Below are 19,257 nucleotides of genomic sequence, written 5' to 3'. Positions count from 1 at the left end.
ACCACGTCCGGCGTGCCCGATACACTCGCCCTCAAGCACGCAGGACGTGCAACCGGGGGGTGGAGGTGCGCGTGCCCGCGATCAGCGAGTACTTCAAGACGGTCGGCGAGTGGGACGACGGTGTCCACCGATTCAGGGTGATCACGCCGGATCACGCCGATTGGCTGACCGGACTCGCCGAGCTCTACCGAGAGCTGCGCACCGCCTCTCGTGTTCCCATCGGTGACCTTGGCCTCACCGGCCTTGAGGGATTCGATGTCGAAGATCTCCAGGCTGCCCTCGTCGCAACACAGGTCCCTACGCGCCACAGTGGATCGCCGAAGGTGAAGCACATGGCGGTCGAACGCTCTGACATCGGCGAGCTCGTGCTCGCGCTCATCGGAGAGCTGAAGTACGGCTACAACTACGGGTACCGGTCCGTGCGTGACCGTGAGCTGGTGAAGCTCCCAGGTCGCGGCATCGATCAGATCGGCGTTCTCGAACTGGATCTCACCAACGGGGAGCGCGCCTACGTCCTCTCGCTCGGCGAAGCGAAGGTTTCTATCGACAAGAACTCACCTCCCGCGGTCGTCGACGGCTCGAAGGACTGCCTTCGCGTTCAGCATCGAGGACACCTCACCGAGTCTGCAGAGTCGATCCAAAAGGTCCTCGGCGCCGCCCGACACACGGCGGATCGGGATACTGCCCGGCAACTGTTCGCGGCCGGCATGTTGTGGCGTCAGGGTTCCGACAAGGTCACGCTGCGCAGCACCTCGATGCTGGTCCGCGACCGCAACCATCAGCCCACCGACTTCGGGTCGTTCCGGGCTTCGCCGTCCGACTACGATCCGGGGCACATCGACTTCACGATCCTGGTCATCGACACCGGCGACATCGAGGAGCTCGTCGATGAGTTCCTCGCCCTCGCACGCCAGGAAGCAGCATGAACCGTCGGTCTGAGTTCGACAGCATGCTCCACGCCACCGGCGTGTTCACGGTCGCGGCCGACGCCGAGCGGGACACCACACTGGTCAGCGTGCTCGGGCAGGGGGCAGCGAGCGAGAACGCTGAGGACCTCGTCCTCAGCGCTGAGATGCTCGAACTCGAGGCTCTCGACGAGCGCGACCCCGCCCGCCGCAAGCAACTGCTGGAAGACGCGTTCTCCTGCTGGATTCGGCTTGCGCTCGGCGAGGACCTGTCGCCGCTAGCGGATGGGGCCGTGCCCGCAGAGCTCGCTGTCGTACTGCACCTCGCGGCGACCGGTACTGCAGCTGACCGGGTAACCGAGACCAGGCAGGCGCTCATCCGCTTCCTGCCCCCAGCGTCCGACCTCATCCAATCTCAGGACCCGGATTGGGCCCGAGCTGTCATCTCCGATACGGTCCTTGCGTTCGCCCTGCTCACCCGAAAGCACGGTGGGTGGAACGACGTTGGGCTCGCGCTGGAGCTGCTCCAGTCACTCCGCGACCGTCAAGCAGACCACGAACCGGCGTTCCTCCAGCCATTGCAGACGGCGCCAGTCTCAGGCGCGGAAGAAGCGAGTGAGGACAGCGCAGGCCCGCGTATCGGAGTGATGCGGCTGGTGGCTGGGTACCACCTAGCTCAGCTGGCCACGACCGCAGGCAAGTACATCGAAACCGGACAAGGGTCGACCCAGCAGGCCGTCACGCGCCTGGACACCCACCGCTCGCAGGCGCTTCGGGCCGTTGCCGAAATCAACGACGGAACGTTGGCGCGGGTCATCGACCTGGTCCACCTCGGTCTTCGTCCGCTCGTGGAGCGATCCATCTGGGCACAAGTTGAGACTCTCGGGTCTAAGGTTGGACGCTTGGCGGGAGCGTTGGCACACCGCGAAAACCCCAGCCCGATGCTCGAACTCTGGCCCAGCCAAGTCGAAGCGATGAACAAGAACCTGCTCGACGCATACCGTCGGGCGGTCGTCGTCCAGATGCCCACCAGCGCCGGCAAGACGCTGCTCGCCGAGTTCTCCATAGTGCAGACGCTCTCACTGAACGAGAAGGGGCGCGTCGCGTACATTGTGCCGACGCGAGTACTCGTCAATCAGGTCACCGATGAGCTGCGACGCGACCTTAAACCACTCGGTTACTCGGTTGAGCAAGCGATCCCGGTCATTGACCTCGACCCGACCGAAGACCTGCTTCTGAACAGTCTCCCGCACGTGCTTGTCACCACACCTGAAAAGCTCGACCTCCTCGTGCGGACCGCCCACCCAGTGATCGAGGACCTCGCGATGGTGGTCGTCGATGAAGCGCACAACCTCGGAGAAGCGAACCGAGGCGCGCGTCTAGAGCTCGTCCTGGCGACCATCCGCCGCGACAAGCCCTCCGCTCGGTTCCTCCTGCTTTCACCGTTCGTGCCGAACGCGAAGTCCCTATCGGACTGGCTGGGCGGCGACCGAGGCTCCAGCATCCGCGTCGACTGGAAGCCGAACAAGAAGCTCATCGGAGAGCTCGCCATCCGCAAGCAGAGAAACCCCCACGATGGCCGACGAAAGGACAGCTTCCTCACCCTGTCGCCCATCAAGGCCGCCGACAACTACCATCTCCCATCGGATAGCGTGCTCGAGCTCGGGCAAGTCACCATGCCAACGGCATCGCTAGCGAACATCGCCGCCGCCGCACACGAACGACTCGAGAGTCGAGGCGCGACCCTGCTGGTCTGCAACGGCAAACCCAAAGCGACCAAGCGTGCCGTGGAGATCGCGAAGGAGCGGCTGGACCGCCCGCTCAGCCCGCGTGCGGAAGCCGTCCATCGCCACGTCGTCACCGAACTCGGTGAAGACAGCCCGCTCGCGATGTGCATCCGACGCGGTGTCGCGTATCACCATGCAGGCATGTCAGGCGATACCCGACGACTTGTCGAAGAACTCGTCCTGCACGGCGATGTAGACGTCGTTTGCGGCACGACCACCCTCGCCCAGGGGGCGAACTTCCCCCTCACGAACGTCATCATCGAGTCTTTCCGGATGGGCGACGGTGACATCACTCACGCACAGTTCTGGAACATCGCGGGACGCGCTGGAAGAGGCATGCTCAGCGGAATGGGGGTCGTCGGCTTCCCTGTAACCACCGCCGAACAACGCGCCAAATGGCAGACGTTCTTCGAGGACGACGCCGCCGACATCGCCAGCCGCCTCGCCGCCGTCGTTGAACACGCTGACAGCATCGGAACCGACTTCCTCAGCGCGTTGAACCGAAGCTCTGACGTCGAGAGCCTTTCCGAGTTCCTCCAGTACCTCGCGCATGCCCTGCGTGTATCCGGCGCATTGAGTTCCGCCAATGAGATCGAAGACCTCCTGCGATCCAGCCTGATCTTCGCGGAGACCGAACGCGTCTCGCGGAAGGCGGCACAGCAGCTCGTGCAACTGTGCCGTGGCTACCTCGACTCCTTGCAGGGCAAGGGTTCACTCGTCTCACTCGCCGACGGCACCGGATTCTCGACGCCCGCGATCAACCTGCTCCTGGGCGGGCTTCGTGAGCACCCCGACATGCGAAACCCTCAGAACTGGGAACCGCATGCGCTGTTCGGATCAAGTCTTGACCCCCTCACGCAACGACTCGAACTCGTGTCCAAGATGCCTGAACTCCGGCTGGCACCCGACGAAGAGCGAGGCGATTTCAACCCGCGACGTGCCGCCCTCATCCTCCGCGACTGGGTGAACGGCATGCCGCTGCCCGAACTTGTCGCAAAGCACGCCAAGGTGAGGAAGGATGCCGCCGCTACCCACGCGTCTTTCGTCACCTACCTACTCGGTAGGCTGTCGCAGAACGCGAGCTGGGGGCTCGGAGCCCTGGAGAAGGTAGCTTTCGCAGGCAAAGAACCCGCAAGGGACGAAACCGCACGCTACGTCCCCACCATGGTGTTCTACGGTGTCAACACCCCGGAAGCCACCTGGATGCGAATGGCAGGGCTACCGCGCGATGTCGCCCGAGGCGCTGCTGACATCTGGCGAGAAGAAGGACGCGACGCCCCGCGCTCCTTCGACGACATTCGAGGCTGGGTCAGCGGCCTCACCCCCAACCAATGGGAAGGTGCCTTGGAGGGGACCGCGATTCGTCCGGAAGACGTCAAACACCTCTGGACGTAGCTAGCCCGTCAAGACGAACGCCACAGCGGATCAGCTGACCGCGACGGCCAGGTCCTCCTCCACAGTGACGAGCTCAGCGATCTTCATCGCGATGTCTGTCATCGAGTCCTCCGCTGTGTCCAAACCGTTCCGAGAACCAAGCAGCGGGCTGACCCGCCGAAGCTCGTCATAACTTGTCTCATGCATCACCGGGATCAACAGATCACGAGCCAGAAGCTCCGAAAGCTCCTTGTCCGAGATCCCTCGCTGGTCGACCCGCTTGAGCAGCGCCGGCGTGACGAGCACCAAGCCGGTCCGCGACTTCGCCAGACCCCGGTCGATCTCCCGCAGGAATGGCTGACCTAGAACGATGTCCTTCTCACTGAACCAGACGGACACGCCCTGGTCCACGAGTAGATCGTGCAACTCTTTCGCCGCTGCACGCCGGTCATCCCACGCGTGGCAGAGGAACACATCGCGCAGGTCAGGCTCTTCCCTGGCACGGATCTCAACCTTCCGCCGGACAGGCGTTAGCGCCCGGACCTCCGCCGGAGTGTAGGTAACGGAGGACTCGCTTGGCGACCACCGTGGCTGAGTCCTGCCCCCGTTTGAACTGGCGCCTCCACTGCTGCTCCGAGGGGCGACTGCCGACGGACGATAGTACGAAGGGGGCGGCGAGTAGTACCTGCCGTATCCGCGGCTGCCACACGCGGGGCAGGCAGCCGCAGCGCTCGACGTTCGATGGCCCTGGATCGGGGCGGTGCACCTACTCATGGCCAGATGATATCGACTACCGCGACCATCACTGCCCCAGCACGCCTGCCGATCCATCGTGCCGGATGGCAAGCGCGGTGGTCCACACCGCACGAACTATCGCGTCCTCGCGATTGCCGTATCGCAACGATCATCAGTCGGCAGAAGCACTCCACGACGTCGAAGACCGCAGCTCCTGTGACTCACCACGTACATGGTTTCACGAGAGGATCCACCGTCCATTAGCGGAGGATCCCCAGCTTCAAGCCCCAGCAACAGCCCCGGAATGACAGGGCACAAGGAGTTTCGTGAATTTCTCACCACCACGAGAAGGCCCCGGCGGGTTCGCCGGGGCCTTCGTCGTTCCGGCATCAGCCGAGGGTGATTCCTCTGTTGCTCATGAACGGTTGCGGGTCGATCCGGGCGCCGTCCACTCGCACCTCGTAGTGCAGGTGGCAGCCGGTGGACGCACCCGTGGTGCCGACCTCGGCGATGTTCGCACCGGCGGGCACCGACTGGCCGGGGGAGACGAGGAGGGCGCTGTTGTGCGCGTACCCGGTCTGCACCCCGTTGCCGTGGTCGATGAGGACCCACAAGCCGTAGCTGCCGAGCCAGTCCGCGTAGACGACGGTTCCGCCGGTCGCGGCGTACACCGGTCGACCGCACCCGGCGGCGAGATCCGTGCCGTAGTGGAAGGCACCGACGCCCGCGACCGGACGGTTCGGGCGAGGGCCGAACGGGTCGCTGATCCATCCGGAGACGGGAAGCGCCCACCCCTGGCCGCTGAGCTGCCCGGAATCCAGGCCGCCGTCGCCACCGCCGCGGGCGGCTTCGGCGGCGCGACGGGCCGCCTCGCCCTTCTCGTAGTCGGCCTCGGTGGCCTCGCGGTTCTCGGTGAGGACCGTGAGCTGCGCCCGCATCGTCGCCTCGTTGGCCTGCCGCTCGGCGAGCGTGCGATTGGCGTCCTCGCGTGCCGTGATCGCGGCGGTGAGTGCGGCCTCGGCGGCCTCGGCGAGTTCGCCGAGCGCGTTCTGCGCGAGCCGCGCCTGCTCCGTGAGGGCCTCGGCGGTGTTCCGGCTGGCGTCCGCGGCCTCATAGACGAGGGAGATGCGCTCGGTGAGCTTGTCCATCGATGCGAGCCGGCCGAGAAGGTCGTCGGCGACGCTCGCGCCGAGGAACATCGTCAGGGCCGGATCGGATGCGCCGGTGCGGGCCATCATCGCGGCCAGCTGGCCCGCGGCCTGGCCGGACGACTCGGCAGCTGCGGCCGCTTCGTCCGCCTCGGCCTGCAGGGTGTTCGCGGCGTAGGTGGCTTCGTCGAACTTGCCCTGCGCCTGCTCGTACTCGTCGCCGCGGCGGGTCGCGAGTTCCTCCGCCGCCTGCGCCTCCGCGGTGAGGGATCGGATCAGCGCCTGCAACTCGGCGACCTGCGTCTGCTTCTCCGACTCGGACGCCCGGGCGTTCTGCACGTCCTGCCAGGAGGGGTAGTCATTGCTCGCCGTGGCCGGTGCGACTCCGCCGACGAGGGCGAAGGTCACGGCGGCCGCGAGCGCGATCGCGGCGACGGCGGGCCGCGCGCCCGTCACGGGACGACCCGTTCGGACAACCACTCGACCGGGTCGGTGGGGGTGGTGCCGTCGAGCAGGATCTCCAGGTGCAGGTGCGGCCCCGTGGACTGGCCGGTGTTGCCGACCTTGCCGACGAGATCGCCGACCGCAACGGTCTCGCCGACGGAGAGGGCGAGACTCCCCTCCCGCATGTGCGCGTAGACGCTGCTGACCAGTCGCCCGTCGATGACGTGATCGATGACGGCGTACACCCCGAGTCCGCCGTTGTCGGAGGCCGACACCTCTCGGACGACGCCGGCTGCGATGGCCTGGATGGGGGATCCGTCGCCGGGGTTCATGTCGATGCCCTTGTGGTAGCTGGAGCAGCCGGCGCAGGGCGGGATGCGCGGACCGAAATCAGTGCTGATCGGCACCCCGGTGAGGAACGGCCACTGGATCGCTCCGGAATAGTTCACGAAGGTCGCCGCGGTCTGTGCGTAGTCCCCGCTCGTCGCGGCCTTGCCCGCCGTGTAGCTGTCGCGCTGGAGGTCCAGTTGGGCGACCTCCGGGCCGACGATGACGTCCTGCGGCTCCTCTCCGGCGGTGACGGTCACCGGGGTCGCTGTCGCGCCGGCTGGGCCGGCCGAGAATGCGGGAAGGGTGGTGCTCGCGAGCATCAGGGCCGCCGAGGTCAGCGCCAGGGTCGGGAGGAGCCGTCGTCTCGTCGCCCGGGGCTCCGGGGAGGTGCGGTATCGACGCGGTCGGGAACGTTCGGCCTCGCGGAGGGCGCGACGGGTCAGCGGCGGCTCAGTCATGGCACGCCGGAAGGGGGGAAAGGGGAGGCATGAAGGGTCCTTGAGATCTCGGGGCTGGGGTGACGGCTCCGCAGCTGGCAGCGGACCGCGCCGGGGCTCAGTGCGGTGAACTCAGTGCGGTCGACTCAGTGCGGTGGGCTGTTCCGGGTCCACGCGGGCAGGGCGCGCACCGGTCAGCCCGTCAGGGCGAGCGCGGTCGCAGTGGCCGCAACAGTGGAGCGGGGTTCAGGTGCGACTGATGGAGAGGACGACGAGGTCCGGGCGCGGCGCGGACGGCGGGAGGAGGCCGCGGAGTTGGATCGCGGCACGGCCGCCGGCGTCGAGGAGCGACCGGAAGAAGCCGGGGCGGTTCGCGAAGAGCAGCGACGCGGCGACGCCCAGGAGCACCGCGCACCCCATGACCGCGAGGGCGCAACCCATGAGGTCGTGCGTGCAGTCGCCGTCGCAGTGCGCACCGCTCGAGGCCGCTGCCTGCACTCCAGGCGACTGGGCGGCATCGACGGAAGCGGAGCTCACGACTGCGGAGCCGGGGAGGCCGCCGTGCTCGGCACCGGACGAGTGCATGGCCAGCAGCCCCATCACGATCGCGGCCATGCCGAGCGCGCTCAGCAGGGTGTTCCGCATGAGTCGGAGGCGACGCATCGACAGGGAACGAGTCAGGTTCAGCACGCGATGCACCTCCCTTGATCCGTCGGACCCGGCGGCAAACGAATACCCCACAGCGTACCTCGGCGGGTTCCTGGCGGTCCTGGGAGTATGGTGAGCTGGTCGGTTCGCCGCAGACGACGTCGAGCTAGGCCTGCTCGGCTGCCCAGCGCCCGAGCGCGGTGATCGCGTCGCGAAGGGCGAGGCCGCGCTCGGTCAGCGCGTACGCCCGGGTGTTGTGCTTGAGCGGGAGGCGGTACAGCACGCCGGCCTCCTCGAGTTCGCGCAGGCGCATCGCGAGCATGTTCGTCGGCGCACCGAGCTCGCGCTGGAGGTCGCCGTAGCGCTGCGGGCCGTCGAGGAGCTGCTCCACGATGCGGAGCGCCCAGCGCGAGCCGACGATCTCCAGGGCGGCGGCGAGGTCGCTCACGCGGTCTGATCGGCGTCCGGCTTCATCCAGAACGGCGAGTAGTGGTAGCCGTCGAGGTCGTCGAACTGGCGCTGGTACATGAAGGGGTAGTCGTCGACGTCGCCGATGCGGCCGCCGGCGGCACGGGCCCGTTCGACGAGTTCGTCGACCGCTTCGCGGCTGGGGAGGTCGAAGGAGACAGTGACCTTCGAGGGGGTGTCGGGTCCGCCGATCAGCTCCTCGGTGCCGCCGACGCTGGCGTACATCTCGCGGCTGGAGAGCATGACGTACTGCTCGGCGGCGATGGCGAAGCAGGACACGTTGTGATCCGACATCTCGGTGTTGAGCACCCACCCGAGGGCGGTGTAGAAGGCGGTCGCGCGCTCGACGTCCGCGACGGGACAGCTGATGAAGAGACTCATGGACACATACTTGTAAAATGAAAGTGCCGCGTCAAGGCCCCGGCGCGAGTGGGCCGCTCAGTTGAGGCGTGAGTTCAGGTGGATCGTGACGGTGTCGCCGTCGCCCTTGCCGATGCGGGTGCGGATGGCTGCGGAGACCGGCAGCTTGTGGGTGCCGTCGCCGAGCGCCATGAAGGCGCCCCGGAACGGCTCGCCGTCGACGGTGCCCTCGACCTTGACGAGGCCGCGGGTGCCGAAGATCTCGGCGGAGCCCGGCAGTTGCGCGCAGGTCCAGGTGTCGCCCTCGCGGACTTTGCCCAGCACGGACGTGAAGGTGAGGTCGAGGGGAGTGGGGTGGTCGGTCATGACGACTCCGTTCAGAGGAAGGCGCCGACGAGGGCGCCGATGATGACGAGTTTGGCCAGCCAGTCGGTGAAGTGCACGGCGGCGACGGCGACCGGAGTGTTCTCGTGCACGACGGACCCGAGCAGCAGCACGGCGGGGAGGACCGCGAGCGCCAGCCCGAGCAGGGCGCCCGGGCCGGCACCGTGCCAGTCGGCGGCGACCATGAGCCCGAGGACGAGCAACGAGACGAGCAGGCTGCGGAGCACGACGAGGAGCATCTGCACCACGGCGGGGATGCCGGGACGCGGCGTGCTGTTCGCCGCGATGAGCCGGGCGACCGGCGGGGTGGCGTAGAGCACCGCGCTGGCGACGAACGAGACGATGGTCGCGAGTGCGACGCCGAGGAGAGCCATGCGCGTTCCTTTCAGTACTGGTTAGTACTAATCAAGGTAGCCGCGTGATTTAGTCCCGTCAAGTACTAAAGTGGGACCATGCCCGTCGCCCCCCGAACTCGAGGCCGCCCCCCTGGCCTGGCCGGGCCGGCGCTGCTGGCCGAGGCGCGGGCCGTGTTCCTCGAGCGCGGCTACACCGCCACGACGATGGACGAGATCGCCAGCCGCGCCAGGATCTCGAAGAGCTCGCTGTACCGGGAGCATCCGTCGAAGTCCGAGCTGTTCGCCGCGGTCGTCGCGGACTGGGCGGCATCCGGCAGCGACGCGACGCGGCCGATGCTCGAGCGGCTCGCCGCGGCCGCCGAGCCGCGCGACGGCCTCGTCGAGCTCGGCCACGGCATGCTGCGCGGCATGCTCGCGCCGCCCGTCGTCGAGATGCGCCGCCTCGTGATCACCGAGGCGAACGTGCAGCCCGAGGTGGCCGCGGCCTACCGCCGGGACAGCTGGGAGCGGAACGTGGCGGCCCTCGCGACGTCATTCGAAGCGCTCCACCGCGCCGGCGCGCTCACGGTGGACGACCCCCTAGCTGCAGCCGCCGAGTTCACGTGGCTCGTCGTGGGCGCCCCGCTCAATGCCGCGCTCCTCGGCGAGCGGTTCGACGGGCTCGACGCCCACGTGACGAGCGCGGTCACGACGTTCCTCGCCCGCTACGGCACCCTCGGCCCCGCCCCGCTACCCTGACTGAGATGACCCGCAGCCAGGGTGGCGCCTACACGAGGCGTCCGCGTGAAGACCGTCGCGACGAACTCCTCGACGCGGCGGTGGCGCTCGCCTTCGAGGACGGCCTCGGCAAGGTCACGGCGCGCCGGGTGGCTGCGCGCGTGGGGGTGGCGCAGGGGCTGGTCACCCACTATTTCGGCTCGATCGACGAGCTGCTGGCGGCCGCCTTCGAGCGGGCGGCGGAGGCTGAGCGGGACGCGCTCGATCCGCGGCCCTCCGGCGATCCGGTCGCGGACATGCGACGCGTCCTCGGGTTCTACGTCTCGCACGACCGCGATCCCTCCGCGCTGCTCTGGCTCGACGCCTGGCGCGAGAGCGCCCACCGCCCGGCCGTGCGGCAGGCGGTCGTCCGGCAGATGGAGGGCGACGTCGCGGACCTCGATGCGATCATCGAAGCGGGCATCGCCAGCGGGGACTTCCCCGACGCGTCTGCGAAGACGTCGATGCGCATCATCGCCCTCGTCGACGGGCTCGCCGCGAACGCGGCCGTCAGGGCTGGACTGGACGAGCCCACCATCGACTACGCGAACGTCACCGACTTCGTCTTCAGCACCTCGGAGCGGGAGCTCGGCCTCCCCCCCGGTGCGCTCCGCCCTGCGTGACCGGAGGGCGAGGCCCTTGTTGACCGATAGGTCAACACGCGCTAGCCTCCTGTGTGCTTGTACTTGGCCGCAAGGCCAATAACGCGAGGAGGCGTTCGAGATGGCGGCACGAGGGACGACTGGGCTGCGGCCTGCGGAGAGCTCGGCTCGGGAGGTCAATACCCGCGCCGGCCGGGTCGAACAGCACGGCACCGACCACATTCCCGTGATCGAGCGGCATGGTGCTCCGCGCAGCCTCTTCGCGGTGTGGGCCGGCTCCGGAGTGACGTATCTGTACTTCGTGCTCGGCGGCATCCTGGTGCTGCTGGGCCTCGATGCATGGCAGGCCCTCGCCGTCGTCGTCGCCGGCAATCTGTTCTTCATCGGAGTGGGATTCCTCGCCATCAGCGGACCGCGTGCCGGCGTGCCCAGCGAGGTCATCACCCGCAGCTTCTACGGCGTGCGCGGCAACCGGGTCGTGAACGTCGTCCTCGGCTGGCTGATCGGCGTCCTGTACGAAGCGATCAATCTCTCGGTCGGCGCCCTCGTCGGGTTCACGCTCGTGCGCTGGTTCGCCCCGGATGCCCCAGATGCGGTCATGGCGGTCATCGTGATCGGTCTCGCGCTGCTCACCTTCACGATCAGCGTTTACGGCCACGCGACCATCCTGAAGATCAGCGGCTGGGTGATGTGGGCCCTGCTCGGGGGGATCGCGATGCTCGCATGGTTCGTGCTGACGAACGCCGATCTGTCGTACGTGCCCGACGGCGGCGTGCTCGAGGGGGTCGAGCTCTGGGCCGCTGCCGCCGCCGGCTTCACCATCATCGCCTCGGCACCCCTCTCGTGGCTCGTCGGAGCGGACTACTCGCGCTACCTCCCCGAGCAGTCCAGCCCGACGAAGGTCGCCTTTTGGACGGCGCTCGGCGGGTTCCTGCCGGCGGTCGTCATCGGCTCGCTCGGCGTCCTCGCCGGCACCGTCGTCGACATGTCGGTGCCCGAGGAGTCCATGGCCGAGATCGTGCCCCCGTGGTTCTATCCGATCTTCCTGCTGGTGGTCGTCATCGGCTCGATCACCAACAACGCGCTCACCGCCTACAGCACCGGGCTCGCCCTCATGGCGTCGGGCATCCGGTGGAAGCGTTCGGTCACCGTCGTGTTCGACGCGGTGATCGCCGTCGCGCTCACTCTCTACGCGCTCTTCGTCTCCGACTTCCTCGGGACCGTGAGCGGGCTGCTGGAGATCAGCATCGCGGTGCTCGCCCCCGCGCTCGGCATCTACGTCGTCGACATCCTGCTGCGACGCAACCGGTACGACGGGACCGCTCTGCAAGACGAATCGCGCGACGGGCCCAACTGGTACGTCGCTGGCTGGAATCTCGCGGGATGCACCGCCCTCGGCGTCGGCAGCGTGGTCACCGCACTGTGCGTGAACACCACCTTCTACGCCGGCCCGATCGCGGTCGCCCTCGGTGGGGCCGACGTGTCCCCGCTCGTCGGCGTCCTCGTCGGCGGCGGCCTGTACGCGGTGCTCGCGCCACGCGGCATCCGTCGTGCCGTCCCGGCTCCCGCTCGACGCACCGACGATGCTCCCGTCACCTCCGGCGCCGAACCGATCGGGATCTCGGAGTGAGCGCCGCCCGGCTCGCGACCGTCGACCGCTGGTTCGCCGCAGAGCGGGTCGGGAACGGCATCATGCGGATCGACGAACCGCATGTGCACGAGCTCCTGCGGGGCAACATCTGGCACGTTCGAGGCGCTGACCGCGACCTCGTGGTCGACGCCGGCCTGGGGGTCGCCTCGCTTCGCGAAGAGCTCCCCGAACTGTTCGCGAACGACCCGATCCTCGTCGTGACCCATGCCCACCTCGATCACATGGGTGGCGCGCACGAGTTCGGCGACCGCCGCGCGCACGACGCCGAAGCGATCGGCGCTCCGCGCGGCACATCCATCCGCGGTCCCGAGCTCGCCGAACAACTCGGCCTCGACGAGCAGCTGCCGGACCTCCTGATCACCGCGCGTCCAGCGGGGTTCGATCCCGACGGATACCGCCTGCGTCCCGTGCAGGCGACGACTCGGCTCGGCGACGGCGACGCGATCGATCTCGGGGACCGCCGGTTCGCCGTGCTCCACCTGCCGGGGCACACCCCTGGCTCCCTGTGCCTGCTCGAGGAGGCCAGCGGCACGCTCTTCAGCGGGGACGTAATCTACGACGACGTGCTCCTCGACGGGCTGCACGAATCCGACCGGGGCGACTACGCCGCGAGCCTCCGCCGGCTGCGGGGGCTCCCGGTGCGCACCGTGCACGCCGGCCACGGCGGATCCTTCGACGGCGAGCGGTTGCGCGAGCTCATCGACGCGTACCTCGGCGACTGAGCGGACGCGCGACGCCGGGCCCGACGGGAACGTCGCGGCATCCGTACCGCGTCGCGCACCGCGCTTCAAGCCCCTGCCGGCCGCTCGCGCGGCGGGGCTAGCGTGCGGGCATGAGAGTCGTGTTCACCGGATGGCTGGTGTTCATCGCCGCCGGAATCGTCTACATGCTGGTCATCGGCCTGCTCGGGAGGTCGGTGTGATGCGCCTCCGTCAGCACGCGCTGAGCGTGTTCTTCGCCGCGATCTTCCTCGCGGCGCTCGCTGGCCAGGCGCTCACGGGCCTCGCGCTGACCAACGAGGAGCAGGCCTCGCACGGGCTGCCGTCGGTCGGCCTCGGCGAGTACCTGCTGTCCTCGCAGTTCGTGGTCGACGTGGCGGAGAACTGGCAGTCGGAGTACCTGCAGTTCTTCCTCTTCATCCTGACGACGATCTGGCTGGTGCAGCGCGGTAGCCCGGAGTCGAAGAAGCCGGGCGACGAGGGAGTCGGCTCGGACGAGTCCCAGCTGGTCGGGCGCTACGCCCGGCCGGACTCGCCGGCCTGGGCCCGGGTCGACGGATGGCGCCGCTGGCTCTTCTCCAACTCGCTGCTGCTCGTGATGGGGGCCGTGTTCCTGCTGTCGTGGCTCGCGCAGTCGATCGCCGGCATGGTCGCCTTCAACGCGGAGCAGGCCGAGCACGGCCAGGCGGCGGTCGACTGGCTCGGTTACGCCGTCTCGGCCGACTTCTGGAACCGCACGCTGCAGAACTGGCAGTCGGAGTTTCTGGCCGTCGGCAGCATGGTGGCGTTCTCGATCTTCCTCCGGCAGCGCGGTTCGTCCGAGTCGAAGCCGGTGGGAGCGCCGCACGAGGCGAGCGCGGTCGAAGCCGAGTAGGCGGGCCATCCGCTCAGCCCTTGAGCCCCGTCGCGGCGATGCCGTCCATGATCCGCCGCTGGGCCAGGAAGAACAGGATGATCATGGGCACCGTCGCGATGACGCTCGCCGTGACGATGATCTCCCAGTGCCACTCGCCGCCGAAGCCGTACGCGTCGACGAGGGACTTCAGGCCTCGCGGGATCGTGAAGGTGTCCGAGTCTCGCAGGTAGATCAGCGAGCGCATCAGGTCCGTCCAGACCGCCTGCACCTCGAACACGAGCACGATCGCGAGCGCCGGCTTCGCGAGGGGGAGCGCGATGTTCCAGAACACGCGCCAGTGCGATGCCCCGTCGACCCGCGCCGCGTCGGGCAGGTCGCGCGGCAGGCCGAGGAAGAACTGCCGGAGCAGGAAGACGTAGAACGCGCTGCCGAACAGATTGCCCGCCCAGAGCGGGGTGAGGGTGCCCACCTGGCCGAGCGCGTTCCAGATGAGGAAGGTGGGGATCATGGTGACCGCGCCGGGGAGCATCATGCTCGCGAGCACCAGCGCGAAGAGCGCCCCTCGTCCCCGGAAGCGGTAGTAGGCGAAGCCCCACGCCACCATGGCGCTCGTGAGGGTCACGGTGATCGCCGCGAGCGCGGTGACCAGCAGCGTGTTCCACAGCCAGAGCGCGAGCGGTGCCTCCTGCCAGACGTTCACATAGTTGTCGAAGGTGAACGTCTGCGGGATCAGCCGGTTGTCGAAGACCTCGCCCCGCGGCTTGAACGAGGCGCTGATGAGCCAGACGAATGGGTAGACGAAGACGAGCCCGCACAGGCCGAGCGCGAGGAAGACGAGGGCACGGCGGATGCCGCGACGGCGCTTCGCCGTCGCCCGCACCTCTGCGGCGGCCGTCATCGATCGCCCTCGTAGTAGACGAGGCGGCGCGAGAGCACGAGCTGCACCGCCGTGACCGCCATGATGACGAGGAAGAGGATCCAGGCCATCGCCGAGGCGTAGCCCATGTGCAGGTACTCGAAGGCCTGCTGGAACAGGTAGATGACGTAGAAGAGCGCGGCGTCGTTCGAGTAGGTGGAGTTGCCGGCCCCGAAGAAGGCCGTGTACGCCTCGTCGAAGGTCTGGAAGCCGGCGATCGTGTTCACCACCACGATGAAGAAGATCGCCGGACTGATCATCGGCAGGGTGATGCTGAACGAGGCGCGCCAGAAGCCGGCGCCGTCGAGCTTCGCCGACTCGTAGAGCGTGTCGGGCACGGCGCGGAGCGCGGCGAGCAGGATGATCACCGATGATCCGACCGTCCAGAGCGACATCAGCACGAGGCCGGGCTTCACCCACGCCGGATCGGTCGTCCAGCTCGGCCCCTCGATGCCGACCGCGGCGAGGGCGCGATTCAGCAGACCGTCCCGACCGTTGAAGAGCAGCAGGAACAGCACGCCCACAGCGACGGGCGGGGTCATCTTTGGCAGGAAGAACACCGTGCGGAAGAAGCCCGAGCCCCGGCCGGCGCGGTCGAGCAGCAGCGCGAGCCCGAGCGAGACCAGGATGGCGAGCGGCACCTGCAGCAGGGTGTAGACGGCCGTGTTCTCGAGGACCAGCAGCAGTTTCTCGTCGGAGGCGAGCCGCGCGTAGTTGTCGAGCCCGACGAACGAGGGGTCGTTGATGACGTCGTAGTCGGTGAGCGAGAGATAGGCGCTGTAGAGCATCGGCCAGGCCGTGAAGACCAGGAAGCCGATGATCCAGGGACTCAGGAAGAGCAGCGCCGGGCGGGCCTCGCGCCACCGCCGGCGACGCGCACTCGGGCGGCGCTCCGCCGCACGAGGCCGGGCGGGAGGCCGAACGCCCGGCGGCCGGGCTTCGCCAGCGACCGGTGCGGCGGCCGCGTCGGCTCGAGCCTCGAGCTCAGCGGTCATTTGCTCTCCTCGAGCTTCTGCCAGCCTTCGTCGAGTGCCTGCTGCGCGGACTGCTGCGCCTTCGCGAGGGCGTCCTCGGGCGACTCCCGGCCCTCCAGCACGCGGTTCACGGCATCCTGCATCGCGTCCTTGAACTCCGCGTCGGCTGGATTCGAGGGCAGGCCGACCGTGTGGTCGTTCGCCTCGTACATCGCCGTGACGCCGCTGTCCCAGGGCTCGCCGCCGGAGGTCACCATGCCCCGGATCTCCTCGTCGGCCACGGTATTGCCGGTGAGGATGCCGGTGAACGGCTTGCCGTCGGCCTCGCGGGCGGAGAGTCGCGCCTCGGCTGCCGCACGCCACGCCTCGACGGAGGTCATGTCCTTCGCCCAGCGGCAGGCCGCCTCCGGGTTCTCGCTCCCGGTCGGGATGGCCCACGCCGAACCCGTGGCGAAGGCGATCGGCTCCCCATCGGTCGTCCGCACGGTGTCGAAGGCCATGGGGGCGTCGGGCGAGACGTCGTTCAGCACGTTGAGGTACCACTGCTCCATCGGCATCGCGCCGAGCGTGCCGCTCGCGAACTGATTGCCCTCGCCGAAGAAGTCGGCAGCGTCGCGAGTGGACTTCACCGCGCTGAAGCCGCCCTGGTCGTCGTAGATGCCCGCGGCCCAGCTCAGCGCGTCGACCGCCTCCTGGCTGTCGAGCTGCGCGGTGCGCCCGTCGTCGGAGAGCACCGATCCGCCGCCCGCGGCCACCCAAAGCGGGAGGAACTCGGGCAGCTTCGAGTCGAAGCCGATGACCGAGACGGTCCCGCCGTCCGAGCGCATGAGCTTCTCGTTCGCGGCGGTGACGGCGTCGCGGTCCGAGCCGTTGACGTCGTCGATGCCGAGCCCGGCAGCCTGCAGGAGCTCGGAGTTCGCCATGGTCAGCTGGACCTGGTTGAACTCGGGGATGCCGTAGACGGTGCCGTCGAGAGTGACCTGGTCAACGGCGGCGGGAACGTAGGCGTCGAGGTCGATGCCCTCCCCGTCGACGCAGTCGTCGAGGGGGCGAATCGCTCCGCGAGCGGCGAGGGAGCCGATCTGGTCGCGGTCCGCGTAGACCAGCTCGGGCGGGTCCCCGGTGGCGACGGCCGACAGGAACTGCTGCAGGTCGAGTTCGCCCTCGATGAGGTCGACCTCGACGTCGCCGAGCTGCGCCGTCGTGTAGTCGACCCGAGCCGTGGCGACCTCGTCACCGGCGCCGAAGCCCATCACGCTGAGTGTGCCGCCGACCTTCGCCTCGCTGTCGTAGTCCGCATCCGCACCGCTGCCGCCACCGGTGCCGACGGCGCATCCGCTCAGGAGTACCGCGGTGCCCACCCCTGCCAGCCATGCACCGCGTCGTGTCTTCCGCCTCATCAGCCCACTCCCGTCCTCGTTGGCCGCCCCCGGGGGACCGCATGAATGCCTGCACGGTACGTCCGAAGCGCTGCTCGATTCGCGGGGGTTGACAGCAGCGCTTCTGCGGCGCGCCCGTTCTGGACCCCGTTCGGGGGGCGATCCGGTCGCCCCTCTCGCCACGGGCGCCCCGGCGGGTTTACCGTGATGCTCGCCGGGGGCGATCCGGCGCGCGCTGAACCGAAAGGGCGGTGGGATTGTGGTGAGCACACGAACTGGTCGACTGCGGAGCATCGGGGCGATCGGCGTGCTGGCGATCGGCGCACTCCTGGCGGTGCCCGTGGCGGCCGCCGCCGCGCCCGAGGCCGGCGACTCCGTCTACATCGGGCCGCGCCAGGGCTACGGCGGCACCGGCGCGTTCCCGATCTACCTCGACACCCCGGTCGACCCGTCGGCGCCCGGCGAGCCGGACCTCTGGGCCTTCTGCATCGAACACGACGTGACCGCGCGGACCGGGCTCGAGGGCACGATCGGCGAGGCCGGCGATTTCCTCGGCGACAATCTGTTCCTCGACCCGGTCGTGCAGGGCAAGGTGCTGTGGATTCTCGCGCACAGCTATCCGGCGGTCTCACTGGCGGAGCTTGGAACGGCCGCCGGGGCGCCCGGGCTCGACGCCAACGACGCCTTCGAGGCGACCCAGTACGCCATCTGGCGGTACACGGACCTCGGCTTCGACGCGAACTGGCCGTGGGAGACCCCCAACTCGGAGGCGGTGTACCACTACCTCGCGGACGGGGCGGAGGCGAGCGGCGGACTCACGCCCGCGGATCTCTCGATCACCCTGTCGATCTCCGGGCCCTCCGCCCCGCAGGAGGCCGGCACCCTGGTCGGACCGTTCACGGTGACGACCGATCGGCCGAGCGTGCGCGTCACGGCCGACCCGGCGTTCGCGATCACCGACGCCGCCGGCGCCCCGATCGACGCGGATGCCGTCGTCGACGGCCAGGAGCTCTACCTCGATCTGCGCGATGCGAACACGAGCGGCAGCGCGACCGTCACCGCCACCGCCGAGGGCACGACCGTCGGCGGCCGGATCGTCTCGGTCCCGACGACGCCGGGCGGCACCCCGAGCGAGGCCGCCCATTCGCAGACCATCGCCCTCGTCGCGCCCGCCGGTGCGGTCTCGACCGCCAGCGCCACCGCCGAGTGGGTCGGCGACGCGGTCCCGCCCGTGATCGGCACCACGCTCGTCGACGCCGCGGACGGCGACCAGACGCTGCCCTGGAACGGCGGCACCGCGACCGACACGATCGCGTACCAGCACCTCATCCCGGGCGTCGAGTACACGGTGTCCGGCGAGCTCATGCGCAAGAGCGACGGGTCCGCGACGGGGATCACCGCCTCGGCCACGTTCACGCCCACCGCCCCGGACGGCACGGTCCAGGTGTCGTTCACGGTGCCCTCCGGCTACGCCGGGCAGCAGCTCGTCGCCTTCGAGACGCTGACGCAGGCGGGGATCGCCGAGCCGGTCGCCGTCCACCATGACCTGGCGGACGCCGCTCAGACGGTGACGGTGGAGGCGGCGCCGGTGGTGCCGGCCGCGCCGACGCCCGCCCAGCACAGCGGCGCGAAGGAACTCGCGGAGACCGGGAGCCCCATCACCGGACCGACGCTCGCCGCCCTGCTGCTGATCGCGCTGGGCCTCGTGGCGGTCACTCCGGCAGCGGTTCGCCGTCGTCCGGCTCGGAGGTGACGAGCAGGCCGGTGTTCGTCGTGGCGACGCCCGCGAGCTGGGCGAGCCAACGACGGTTCAGCCGCGGTGGTCGGTTGCCCGAGTAGACGAAGGCGAGTTCCGTCCCGGGGCCGATGACGACGGTGCGGGTGCCGCCGTCGAGGCCGCTGCCGAGGGTCAGGCTGAAGGTCTCCGAGCGTCGGAGCTTATCGAGGATGACCACCTGCAGGTGCGCGAGCGTGCGATCCGGGACCTCGAAGTCGCGGGTGCTGTATCCGATCCTGCCCATCCGGCGA

20 protein-coding genes are annotated in these 19,257 nt (G+C 68.8%); 8 read left to right on the top strand and 12 right to left on the bottom strand.

The window, feature by feature from the left end; translation table 11 throughout:
• Positions 1-71 precede the first annotated feature (71 nt).
• Together QSJ60_RS01450 and QSJ60_RS01445 are read left to right on the top strand one after the other, a co-directional pair.
• Positions 72-926: a hypothetical protein gene (locus QSJ60_RS01450; protein WP_285462276.1), complete on the top strand. Its 855-nt coding sequence runs from the start codon at positions 72-74 to the stop codon at positions 924-926.
• Positions 923-4,087 carry a DEAD/DEAH box helicase gene (locus QSJ60_RS01445; protein ID WP_285462275.1) on the top strand — a complete coding sequence of 1,055 codons (3,165 nt, stop codon included), beginning with the start codon at positions 923-925 and terminating at the stop codon, positions 4,085-4,087. Before QSJ60_RS01450 ends, QSJ60_RS01445 begins: the two co-directional genes overlap by 4 nt.
• A 30-nt stretch (positions 4,088-4,117) precedes the next feature.
• Here QSJ60_RS01445 and QSJ60_RS01440 read toward each other — a convergent pair whose 3' ends face one another.
• The 8 genes from QSJ60_RS01440 to QSJ60_RS01405 all read right to left on the bottom strand — a co-directional run bounded on the left by QSJ60_RS01440 (position 4,118) and on the right by QSJ60_RS01405 (position 9,394).
• A complete protein-coding gene (locus QSJ60_RS01440) occupies positions 4,118-4,840 on the bottom strand; it encodes a toll/interleukin-1 receptor domain-containing protein (RefSeq protein WP_251203958.1) in 723 nt (240 codons plus the stop codon).
• 350 nt (positions 4,841-5,190) lie between these two features.
• Positions 5,191-6,405: a M23 family metallopeptidase gene (locus QSJ60_RS01435; protein WP_285462274.1), complete on the bottom strand. Its 1,215-nt coding sequence runs from the start codon at positions 6,403-6,405 to the stop codon at positions 5,191-5,193.
• Positions 6,402-7,043 (bottom strand): M23 family metallopeptidase, encoded by a 642-nt coding sequence (locus QSJ60_RS01430; RefSeq protein ID WP_285462273.1) that lies wholly within the window; start codon positions 7,041-7,043, stop codon positions 6,402-6,404. Before QSJ60_RS01430 ends, QSJ60_RS01435 begins: the two co-directional genes overlap by 4 nt.
• Positions 7,044-7,406: 363 nt before the next feature.
• Positions 7,407-7,805 carry a DUF6153 family protein gene (locus tag QSJ60_RS01425; protein ID WP_285462272.1) on the bottom strand — a complete coding sequence of 133 codons (399 nt, stop codon included), beginning with the start codon at positions 7,803-7,805 and terminating at the stop codon, positions 7,407-7,409.
• A 169-nt stretch (positions 7,806-7,974) separates the two neighbouring features.
• Entirely contained in the window at positions 7,975-8,256 is a 282-nt protein-coding gene (locus QSJ60_RS01420) for a winged helix-turn-helix transcriptional regulator (protein WP_285462271.1), read from the bottom strand.
• On the bottom strand, positions 8,253-8,657 hold the full coding sequence (locus QSJ60_RS01415) for a VOC family protein (protein ID WP_285462270.1): 405 nt from the start codon (positions 8,655-8,657) through the stop codon (positions 8,253-8,255). The genes QSJ60_RS01420 and QSJ60_RS01415 overlap by 4 nt, the downstream gene beginning before the upstream one ends.
• 57 nt (positions 8,658-8,714) lie before the next feature.
• A complete protein-coding gene (locus QSJ60_RS01410; protein ID WP_285462269.1) occupies positions 8,715-9,002 on the bottom strand; it encodes a DUF1905 domain-containing protein in 288 nt (95 codons plus the stop codon).
• Between the two features lie 11 nt (positions 9,003-9,013).
• Positions 9,014-9,394, bottom strand: coding sequence for a DUF1761 family protein (locus QSJ60_RS01405; protein WP_189083931.1), 381 nt, complete (start codon positions 9,392-9,394; stop codon positions 9,014-9,016).
• 78 nt (positions 9,395-9,472) lie between these two features.
• Here QSJ60_RS01405 and QSJ60_RS01400 point away from each other — a divergent pair, with 78 nt between their 5' ends.
• From QSJ60_RS01400 to QSJ60_RS01380, 5 genes are all read left to right on the top strand, one after another.
• On the top strand, positions 9,473-10,114 hold the full coding sequence (locus QSJ60_RS01400; protein WP_285462268.1) for a TetR/AcrR family transcriptional regulator: 642 nt from the start codon (positions 9,473-9,475) through the stop codon (positions 10,112-10,114).
• Between the two features lie 5 nt (positions 10,115-10,119).
• Positions 10,120-10,755, top strand: a complete 636-nt coding sequence (locus QSJ60_RS01395) for a TetR/AcrR family transcriptional regulator (RefSeq protein ID WP_285462267.1) — start codon at positions 10,120-10,122, stop codon at positions 10,753-10,755.
• A gap of 205 nt (positions 10,756-10,960) precedes the next feature.
• A complete protein-coding gene (locus QSJ60_RS01390) occupies positions 10,961-12,364 on the top strand; it encodes a purine-cytosine permease family protein (protein WP_285462266.1) in 1,404 nt (467 codons plus the stop codon).
• The gene (locus QSJ60_RS01385; RefSeq protein WP_285462265.1) at positions 12,361-13,107 is read left to right on the top strand and encodes an MBL fold metallo-hydrolase; all 747 of its coding nucleotides are present in this window, start codon (positions 12,361-12,363) and stop codon (positions 13,105-13,107) included. The genes QSJ60_RS01390 and QSJ60_RS01385 overlap by 4 nt, the downstream gene beginning before the upstream one ends.
• A gap of 199 nt (positions 13,108-13,306) precedes the next feature.
• Positions 13,307-13,978 (top strand): DUF6766 family protein, encoded by a 672-nt coding sequence (locus QSJ60_RS01380; RefSeq protein WP_285462264.1) that lies wholly within the window; start codon positions 13,307-13,309, stop codon positions 13,976-13,978.
• Positions 13,979-13,991: 13 nt separating this feature from the next.
• Here the strand turns inward: QSJ60_RS01380 and QSJ60_RS01375 are convergent, their stop codons facing one another.
• From QSJ60_RS01375 to QSJ60_RS01365, 3 genes are read right to left on the bottom strand one after another with little or no spacing between them, the layout of a single operon-like run.
• Positions 13,992-14,858 carry a carbohydrate ABC transporter permease gene (locus tag QSJ60_RS01375; RefSeq protein WP_285462263.1) on the bottom strand — a complete coding sequence of 289 codons (867 nt, stop codon included), beginning with the start codon at positions 14,856-14,858 and terminating at the stop codon, positions 13,992-13,994.
• Positions 14,855-15,871: a carbohydrate ABC transporter permease gene (locus QSJ60_RS01370; protein ID WP_285462262.1), complete on the bottom strand. Its 1,017-nt coding sequence runs from the start codon at positions 15,869-15,871 to the stop codon at positions 14,855-14,857. Before QSJ60_RS01370 ends, QSJ60_RS01375 begins: the two co-directional genes overlap by 4 nt.
• On the bottom strand, positions 15,868-17,211 hold the full coding sequence (locus QSJ60_RS01365) for an ABC transporter substrate-binding protein (protein WP_285462261.1): 1,344 nt from the start codon (positions 17,209-17,211) through the stop codon (positions 15,868-15,870). The genes QSJ60_RS01370 and QSJ60_RS01365 overlap by 4 nt, the downstream gene beginning before the upstream one ends.
• 280 nt (positions 17,212-17,491) lie before the next feature.
• Between QSJ60_RS01365 and QSJ60_RS01360 the strand changes: the two genes are divergently transcribed.
• Positions 17,492-18,982, top strand: coding sequence for a VaFE repeat-containing surface-anchored protein (locus tag QSJ60_RS01360; protein ID WP_285462260.1), 1,491 nt, complete (start codon positions 17,492-17,494; stop codon positions 18,980-18,982).
• On the opposite strand, the gene QSJ60_RS01355 is transcribed toward QSJ60_RS01360, so the two are convergent.
• The gene (locus QSJ60_RS01355) at positions 18,942-19,250 is read right to left on the bottom strand and encodes a DUF7882 family protein (RefSeq protein ID WP_285462259.1); all 309 of its coding nucleotides are present in this window, start codon (positions 19,248-19,250) and stop codon (positions 18,942-18,944) included. The two genes, QSJ60_RS01360 and QSJ60_RS01355, sit on opposite strands and share 41 nt — an antisense overlap.
• Positions 19,251-19,257: the final 7 nt, after the last annotated feature.

Origin of the sequence: Agromyces sp. NBRC 114283 (assembly GCF_030268405.1) — a bacterium.
GTDB lineage: Bacteria > Actinomycetota > Actinomycetes > Actinomycetales > Microbacteriaceae > Agromyces > Agromyces mediolanus.
This window is presented reverse-complemented; position numbering and strand designations above follow the sequence as displayed.